This window comes from Haladaptatus sp. W1 (genome assembly GCF_001723155.1).
GTDB classification, from domain to species: domain Archaea; phylum Halobacteriota; class Halobacteria; order Halobacteriales; family Haladaptataceae; genus Haladaptatus; species Haladaptatus paucihalophilus.
Genome location: NZ_MEIH01000152.1, coordinates 1 through 8,501, shown reverse-complemented (window position 1 = coordinate 8,501; position 8,501 = coordinate 1). Strand labels below are relative to the sequence as shown.

Annotated in this window: 7 protein-coding genes and 1 pseudogene; 7 read left to right on the top strand and 1 reads right to left on the bottom strand. The window is 61.5% G+C overall.

The features are described from left to right. Positions 1-699 (bottom strand): TrmB family transcriptional regulator (locus BG842_RS08365; protein ID WP_303645360.1); only part of this gene is annotated, 699 nt, incomplete at its 3' end. A 161-nt stretch (positions 700-860) separates the two neighbouring features. Here BG842_RS08365 and BG842_RS08360 point away from each other — a divergent pair. The 7 genes and pseudogenes from BG842_RS08360 to BG842_RS08330 form a co-directional block, all read left to right on the top strand. After that, positions 861-2,195 carry an ABC transporter substrate-binding protein gene (locus BG842_RS08360; RefSeq protein ID WP_069450417.1) on the top strand — a complete coding sequence of 445 codons (1,335 nt, stop codon included), beginning with the start codon at positions 861-863 and terminating at the stop codon, positions 2,193-2,195. A 37-nt stretch (positions 2,196-2,232) separates the two neighbouring features. Further along, positions 2,233-3,138 (top strand): carbohydrate ABC transporter permease, encoded by a 906-nt coding sequence (locus BG842_RS08355; protein WP_007981080.1) that lies wholly within the window; start codon positions 2,233-2,235, stop codon positions 3,136-3,138. Between the two features lie 3 nt (positions 3,139-3,141). Next, a complete protein-coding gene (locus BG842_RS08350; RefSeq protein WP_069450416.1) occupies positions 3,142-4,041 on the top strand; it encodes a carbohydrate ABC transporter permease in 900 nt (299 codons plus the stop codon). Positions 4,042-4,065: 24 nt separating this feature from the next. Beyond that, positions 4,066-5,220, top strand: a pseudogene (locus BG842_RS08345) (ABC transporter ATP-binding protein). Positions 5,221-5,256: 36 nt separating this feature from the next. Further along, positions 5,257-6,417 carry an ABC transporter ATP-binding protein gene (locus BG842_RS08340; RefSeq protein ID WP_069450415.1) on the top strand — a complete coding sequence of 387 codons (1,161 nt, stop codon included), beginning with the start codon at positions 5,257-5,259 and terminating at the stop codon, positions 6,415-6,417. Beyond that, complete coding sequence (locus BG842_RS08335; protein ID WP_069450414.1) at positions 6,418-7,752, top strand: glucoamylase; 1,335 nt, start codon at positions 6,418-6,420, stop codon at positions 7,750-7,752. 21 nt (positions 7,753-7,773) lie between these two features. Continuing rightward, the coding region (locus tag BG842_RS08330) for an MOFRL family protein (protein WP_139136063.1) at positions 7,774-8,501 on the top strand (728 nt) is incomplete at its 3' end.

Below are 8,501 nucleotides of genomic sequence, written 5' to 3'. Positions count from 1 at the left end.
CAGCACGTCGTCGGCCTCGACGGAGCGTCTCGCCGCACGGTTTCGACGTGGCTCAACCGGCTCCATGTGCGGCGCAAAGCAGGTTATCTTCCGGTCGACGAGAGCGAGAAACGGCGCGGGGAGGTGGCGGTGGCGTGCCTCCGTGACGACGCCGGACAACTCCTCTTCCGACGGGAGTTTGCTCGGCAGTTTGTGACTCGTGTTGAACGACACGGAGACGAAGACGCCGTTTTCGTAGCAGGCTTCGAGGGCCGGGGCGAGTTCCTCGTACTGTTCGGGCGTCACGGATAGCTGTACTTGGCTGGTCGCGTTTCGTATCGCCTCCTCGGCCCGTTCGATGACCGTCTCGACCCGTTTGAGGACGCTGATGCGGTGCCCACCCACCCCCGCCTGTTGCCACCGATTTTGAATCTCGGTCGCCGTGTTCGAGAGGGTCTCCGCCCGCGACTGGAGTTTCTGTAGTACCTCCGTCGGCTCTCTGGCGCGCGCCCGAAGCGCGTCCTGTTTGTACGTCTCCACGTAGCCCTCTTCCTCCAAGTCCCGGAGCACGTCGTAAATCCGCGACCGCGGAACGTCCGCCTGTTCCGCGAGCGACGTCGCCGACGCGCTCCCGAGGTTCAACAGGGCGACGTACGCGTCGATTTGGTAGGTCGAGAGCCCCGCCTCTCGGAGTCCGTTGCGAAGTTCGTCGGTGTCCATCTGTGTGTCCCTTCCCATCCTATCGTGTTGAATGTTGTAACCGTCTCTCGGAATCGTGCGTCGTACCGACCATGCGTGTTCTCATATTCACTCCTGTATCAAACTCATGAGCAAGATTTATATATGTCTTATTCTTCATGGTTGAGTAGGACAGAGCTCCTATGACAGGCGACCACAAACACGGGGAAAAAACGCGGCGTACGGTGCTGAAATCACTCGGCGGAGCGGCTGGCGTAACTGCTCTTGCGGGTTGTCTCGGCAGTCTCGGCGGCAGTGGTGGCGACGGTGGTTCGAAGGACGTCACCTTCTGGACGAGTAACGTGGAAAACGACCGACAGAAGGTCATCAAGGATGTGCTCAAATCCTTCGAATCGGACCACGAAGCGGCGGTCACGATGAACGCGGTCAAGGAGGACGACCTGCCGACCCGTATTTCGTCGGCGCGCGCCTCCGACACGCTTCCGACCGTCGCGGAATTCGGCCTCTCGCCGATGCAAAAACTCGGTAGCGGTGGTCTCCTCTCGACGAAAGCTGCCGACGACGTTATCGATTCCATCGGCAAGGACAAGTTCTACAAAGGCGCGCTCGACCTCACGAAAGCGCCCGACGGCGGCCACTATTCGATTCCGATGTACGGCTGGGTCGAGGGAATGTGGTTCCGAAAGAGCGTCTTGGAGGACAACGACCTGAAACAGCCGACGTCGTGGGACACCATGCTGAAGGCGGCGAAAGCGCTCCACAAACCGGACGACAATCAGTACGGTATCGTCGTTGGCACGAAGAAGACGGCGTTCGCCCGCCAGTGTTTCACGCCCTTCGCCCGCTCAAACGGCGCACGCGTGTTCGACAAGGAGGGCAACATCGTCTTCGACAGCAAGGAGATGATAGAGGCGCTCGATTTCTACGGCAAACTCTCGAAGTACACGCCGCCGGGCAAAGACACGTGGAAGACGGCGAACAACACGTACCTCAACGAGCAGTGTCACATCATCCAGTATTCGACGTTCATCATGGGCGACATCGTTGATAAAGGCGAGAAGATGGTGAAGGACACCGGATTCGCCCCGTACGTCGAACACGAACGAAAGAGTTCGTTCGGCCAAATCGTCGGTCTCAACCTCTTCGAGTCGGCCTCGGACGGCCAACTCGAATCCGGAAAGAAACTGACCGAATACATGATGAACGAGAAGTACGTCGAGTGGCTCCACATGGCCCCCGGTGGAATGAACCCCGTCCTCAAGAAAACCGCGAGCAGTGACGAGTTCAAGGACAACGAGACGCTGAAGGCGTGGGGTTCGACCGTCGAGGACGTGTCGGCCGCCTTCGAGAACATCGAACGATTCGGCTACGTCGACGGCAAGGCGTTCCCGGAACTCGGCAACATCACGAACAAGTTCCTCATCGCGGACGCCATCTCGCGCGTCACCGACGGCGAGAGCGCCGATACGGTCGCGAAAGAACAGGCGAAGAAGATGCGCGACGCCATCTCGGAATAATCGGTCGCTCGAAACCGACCATGACCCCATTTCACTCATGAGTTTAGCAAATCGTACGAAGCTGTCGCTGGACGGCGATTACACCGTCGAGCAGAAGGAGGCCATCCTCGGTTACCTGCTCATCGCACCGGCGCTCCTGCTGGTCGCCGCGGTCATCGTGTATCCCGTCCTGTACAACGTGTACCTGAGCTTTACCAACGTCCCCCTGTCACCCGACGCGTCACCCACGTGGGTCGGTCTCGAACACTACCGAACCCTCCTTTCGAGCGGTGAGTTTTGGGCGGCGCTCAAAACGACGGTCATCTTCACGCTCTTTAGCGACGTGCTCGCCACCGCCGGTGGACTCGGCGTCGCCATCCTGTTCAACCGGAAGTTCCGCGGCCGTCGCCTCGTCCGCGGCCTCATGCTGTTGCCGTACGTCGCCCCGCTCATCGCGGTGGCCTACGTCTGGCAGTGGCTTCTCGACCCGCTGTACGGGATGGTTCCGTACTTCCTCAGCAACGTCCTCGGCATCTACTCGGGGAACATCGACCTGCTCAACAACGGCAAGACCGCGCTCTGGACGGTCATCGCCTTCGACGCGTGGCGCTACTTCCCGTTCGCGTTCCTGATGATCATCGCCCGACTGCAAGCGATTCCGAGCGACATGTACGAGGCGGCGAAAATCGACGGCGCGGGACGCATCGCCCGGTTCAAGGACATCACCCTGGCCGAGTTGAAGTACGTCCTCGCCACCGTCTTCCTGCTGCGTTGGATTTGGAACTTCAACAAGTTCGCCGACATCTGGCTGCTGACGAAGAAGGTCAACACGCTGTCGCTGTACGCCTACCAGACCGCGTTCGCGAACTACAACCACGGACAGGCGGCGTCCATCGCGATGGTGTTGTTCGTCGCGCTCATGCTGTTCGTGCTCATGTACGTCAGCTGGATTCTGGAGTGGTAACACATGATACAGACAATACTCGCTACGGTGTCCGAGGGCTTCGGTAACGCCTTCGGGCGAAGTCGCATCGAAACCAGCCTGTGGGAACGGGTCGTGTTCTACGGGGCGATAGTGCTCACGCTGTTCGTCTCGCTCCTCCCGTTCTACTGGATGGTCGTCACGAGCTTCATGCCGGAGAGCGCCATCTACTCGCTCCCGCCGTCGTTCGTGCCACAGGACCTGACGCTGAAACACTATCAGAGCGTCTTCAGTCCGGAGACGTTCCCGTTCGTCACCTACTTCAAAAACAGCCTCATCATCTCGGTGATAACCGCGGGGATGTCCGTCGTCGTCGCCACGTTCGGCGCGTACAGTTTCGCCCGCCTCGACTATCCGGGACGGGGGCTGTTCTCGCGCGGCGTCCTGCTCGTGTACATGTTCTCGGGCATCCTGCTGGTCGTGCCGCTGTTCAAAATCATCGTCTGGCTGGGACTCGTGGACAACCTCGGCAGTCTGGTCATCACCTACCTTGTCCAGACGCTGCCGGTGTCGCTGTACATGCTCGGGAACTACTTCCGGAGCGTCCCGCCGGAGATCGAGGAGGCGGCGATGATGGACGGCTACTCGCGGCTGGAAGTCATCTTCCGCATCACGCTCCCGCTTTCGGCACCCGCCATCGTGGCCGTGTTCATCTACACGTACATGATCGCGTGGAACGAGTACCTCTTCGCCAGCATCTTCCTCCGAAGCCAATCGACGTTCACACTCCCCATCGGTCTGGACGCGCTCTCGTCCGGGTTCCACCAGGTGTGGGGACAGATAATGGCCGCATCGCTGCTGACGAGCATTCCCATCGTCATCATGTTCGTGTATCTGGAAAAATACATGGTCGAGGGCCTCACCTTCGGCTCGGTGGAGGGATAATTCGTGTCCTCCGAAACGACCGAAATCGACGACGAATCGCCGACCGCCGCCGAAACGGACCGTTCGGCGGTCGAGACCAAGCAGGCCGGAATCTCGCTCTCGAACATCGAAAAGTCGTACGGCGACGTGTTCGCGGTCGAGGACCTCTCGCTCGACATCGAACCGGGCGAGTTTCTCGTCCTGCTCGGCCCGTCCGGGTGTGGGAAATCGACCACGCTCCGGATGATTGCCGGTCTCGAAACCCCGACGGACGGCCGCATCGACATCGGTGACGAGGAGGTGACCAGGACCCTCCCGCAGGAGCGCGGCCTCTCGATGGTGTTCCAGAGCTACGCGCTCTATCCGCACAAAACCGTCCGCGGCAACCTCGAATTCCCGCTCGGGAAGATGGACGTCTCGGACGAGGAACGCGACGCGAAAGTCGAGCACACGGCTGAACTGCTCGAAATCGAGGACCTCCTCGAGAAGAAACCCGGCCAACTGTCGGGCGGCCAGCGACAGCGCGTCGCGGTGGGCCGCACCATCATCCGTGAACCGAAGGCGTTCCTGATGGACGAACCGCTGTCGAATCTGGACGCACAACTCCGGGTTCGGACGCGCTTCGAATTCGGGAACTCCAGCAGGAACTGGGAACGACCACGGTTACGTCACCACGACCAGGAGGAGGCGATGAGCGTCGCCGACCGCATCGCCGTGATGGACGACGGCGAACTCCAGCAGGTTGGAACCCCCGAGGAGATCTACAAGACACCGACAAACGAGTTCGTCGCCGGTTTCATCGGCAACCCGCCGATGAACTTCTTCGACGTGTTCGTCGACGACGGCGTCACGCTCCTGCCGAACGGCGACGCCGTCTCGCTCGATGCGGCGCTTCCCGCCGACACAGAAACGCTCGGAGTCCGACCCGAGGACGTGCATCTGCTCGAAACGCTCGGCGAGGACGTGGCGAACGTCTCCCAACCGGACTCGGAGAATCTGACGAACGCCGTGACCTGTTCCGTGCAGGTTATCGAACCGCTCGGCAACGCCTACGAACTCGAACTCGCGCGAGGTGACAACACGTTCATCGCCCGCGTTCGGGCGCTTCCCGAGGGCGTTTCGCCCGGTACGAGCGTCGACGTAGCGTTCGACCAGACGGAACTCCATGCGTTCGACGCGATGGGGGAGGCGATTCGATGAACCGAACTGCGGAATACGACCACGGAGGTGAGACGGATGGCGACGCTTGAACTGAACGACCTCACGAAGATTTACGACGACGCACAGGGCCGCGAAGTGGCGGTCGATTCGCTCGACATCGACATCGACGACGGCGAGTTTCTAGTCCTCGTCGGGCCATCCGGCTGTGGGAAATCCACCACGCTCCGGATGCTCGCCGGACTCGAAACCGTAACCGACGGGACGATCACCATTGGCGACCGCGAGGTCCAACACCTCGCGCCAAGCGAACGTTCCATCGCGATGGTGTTCCAGAGCTATGCGCTCTACACCAAGATGAACGCGCGAGAGAATATGGCCTACGGGCTAAAACACTCGACCGATCTGAGCAAGGCGGAGCGAAACCGCAAGGTGGACGAAATCGCCGAACTTCTCGACATCACCGAACTGCTGGACGACAAACCCGAAGAGATGAGCGGCGGGCAGAAACAGCGCGTCGCGCTTGGGCGGGCCATCGTCCGCGATCCGGACGTGTTCCTGCTGGACGAACCACTGTCGAATTTGGACGCGAAACTCCGTGCCCGCATGCGGACGGAACTCCAACAGTTGCAGACCGACCTCGGCGTCACGGCGGTCTACGTCACCCACGACCAGACGGAGGCGATGACGATGGCCGACCGAATCGCTGTGATGAACGACGGCGAACTCCAGCAGGTCGCGCCGCCGGAAGTGGCCTACGACCACCCGGAAAACGAGTTCGTTGCCACGTTCCTCGGCAGTCCCTCGATGAACACCTTCGAGACGACGGTCCATGAGGATGGAAGCGAACTGGCGTTCCACCACGACGGTACGACGCTCGCGACGGTTCCGTCGAATGCGGTTTCTCTCGCGGACGGAGACACCATAACGCTGGGACTCCGGCCAGAGGACGTTCAATTGTTCGACAACCCCGCCGAAGGGACGTTCACCGCGACTGTCACGGTTTCGGAGTACCAAGGGAACGATAATTTCATCCACCTCTCGGTTGCCAATCAGGACGTGATGGCGCGTGTCCCGTCCGACACCTATCCGGACCCGGGCGAGAAGCTCGGCGTGACGGTGTCCCCGCGGGACGTGTTCCTCTTCGACTCGGACACCGGCATCGCACGCAAAACGCGGGGCTTTCTGACGAGCGGAAACATCGACCCTCGATCTCCAACTGACCACGCTTTCCAATAAATGTCAGATAACATAATAAACAACACGATTCACGACTCGCCGACGACCGCCCTCGACAACCCGACGTTCCACCTCGACGTCCTCGAAGACCTCGTCTATCCGGCCGACTGCGATGGGTCGGTCCCGCTCGCGAGCGACCCGGACGACCGTTATCCCTACGCCTATCCGCGGGACATCGCCTGCATCACGAAGGCGTGGCTTCACGCGGTCGAAACGGGCGTTCGTCCCGACCAGTGTCGGAAACACATCTTCGACGTCGCCCGATTCTTCCTTGTCGCACAGGAAGAGGACGGGCGGTGGCGACAGCGATACGCCCTCGACGGCACCGACCGCGGTATCTACAAGCAGGAGGACAACGTCGGACACGGCCTCCAAATCCTCGCCAATGCCGTGTTCGCCCTCGATGCGACAGACGCGCTCGAAACGACCGACGCATCGTTTCGAGAGGACGTCATCGAGGCGGCGGACCGTGCCGTCTCACACATTCACGACGACCTGTTTGACTCGAACGCCCATCTCGTCGAGAGCACGACGAGCATCCACGAGGGCCGCATCGAATCCGGTTACACCCTGTGGGTCAACTGCGTGTTCGTGTCCGCCCTCCGCGACATCGAACGGGCGCTCTCGCTCCTCCCCGAGGAGTCCGAGGACGTCGAACAGCACGTTTCCACGTTCCGGTCGCACCTCGAAGGCGGCGTGAAACGCGCGTTCACGAGTCCGGCACAGGTCCCACGGCGGTACGCTCCGTCCGGCGAACTCGACACTCGACCCGACGTGACGCTGTTCGCTCCCTTCTACTTCGGCCTCGGCGACCTCTTCGGAGAGTCGCTTCACGAGGCGGCGAACAGGAGCGCAACGGCGCTCGAAGACCCGGAAATCGGCGGTATCCAGCGATTCATGGGATTCTACCGCGATTTCGACGTCCACCAACACGGCGGCAACGGACCGTGGTTGCAGTACACCGCGTGGCACGCACAGTACCGGTTCGTGAACGGCGAAACCGACCGCGGAAACGATGTCCTCGAAACGATCGTACGCCACGCGAACGAAGAGGGCCACATTCCCGAACACCTCACGACTCGACGGCGGTTCGAGGCGTTCATGGAGAACGAGTGGGATACGGGACTCGACTTCGAGAAGGAGTTCGACGAGGATGTCCTGCGCGACGTGTCCTTCGACTTCGTCGCCGAAGAACTGGGTCACATGCAGGAGGCCTATCGCGACCTCGAAGCACAGACGAAGGACCGCGACGTGGTTCGGTTCGCCATGCCGCTCGCGTGGTGCCACGCCGAGTATCTAACTGCACTGTTAACACGGGACGCGAACGAAACGTAAGAAAACCCGAAGTGGAAACCAATGACTCACAACCACACCAAGCCACCGTCGCCGAGAACCGTCGCGTTCGATTGCCTGCACGCGGGTATCGACGCCGCACAGCCGGGGGAAGTCGTCCGCCGAACCCTCTCCCGTGACGGGTCGATGCTCACCGTCGCAGGCGAGACGTTCGACCTCGATGACTTCTCGCGCGTCGTCGTCCTCGGCGGGGGGAACGCCGCCGGAGAGATGGCGGCAAGCCTCGAATCCGTCCTCGGCGAGCATCTGACCCACGGCATCGTCGTGACGGACACGCCCGCCGAACCTGACGAAGCCGACGCCTTCGAGCGCGTGACGAACCACGTCATCGCTGACAACTGGACCGCACTCGACGCGGCGGCGAACCAAGCAGGCGAACACGGCTATACGCCACTCGTCCTGTCGTCCCGCATCGGCGGCGAAGCGTCGGACGTCGGCCGCACGCACGCCGCAATCGGCGTTGAATGTCTCGCGACCGGTAATCCGCTCGACCCGCCCGCGGTTCTCCTTTCCGGAGGCGAAACGACGGTTACCGTGGACGGCGATGGGGTCGGTGGGCCGAATCAGGAGTTCGCCCTCGCCGCGACGCGGGAAATCGACCGTCCCGGAATCGTCGTCGCGGGCATCGACACCGACAGTTTGGACGGCAGCACGGACGCTGCGGGCGCCCTCGTGGACTACGAGACGATTTCGCCCGAGCAGCAGGCGGCCGCACGCGCCGCGTTGCGAAA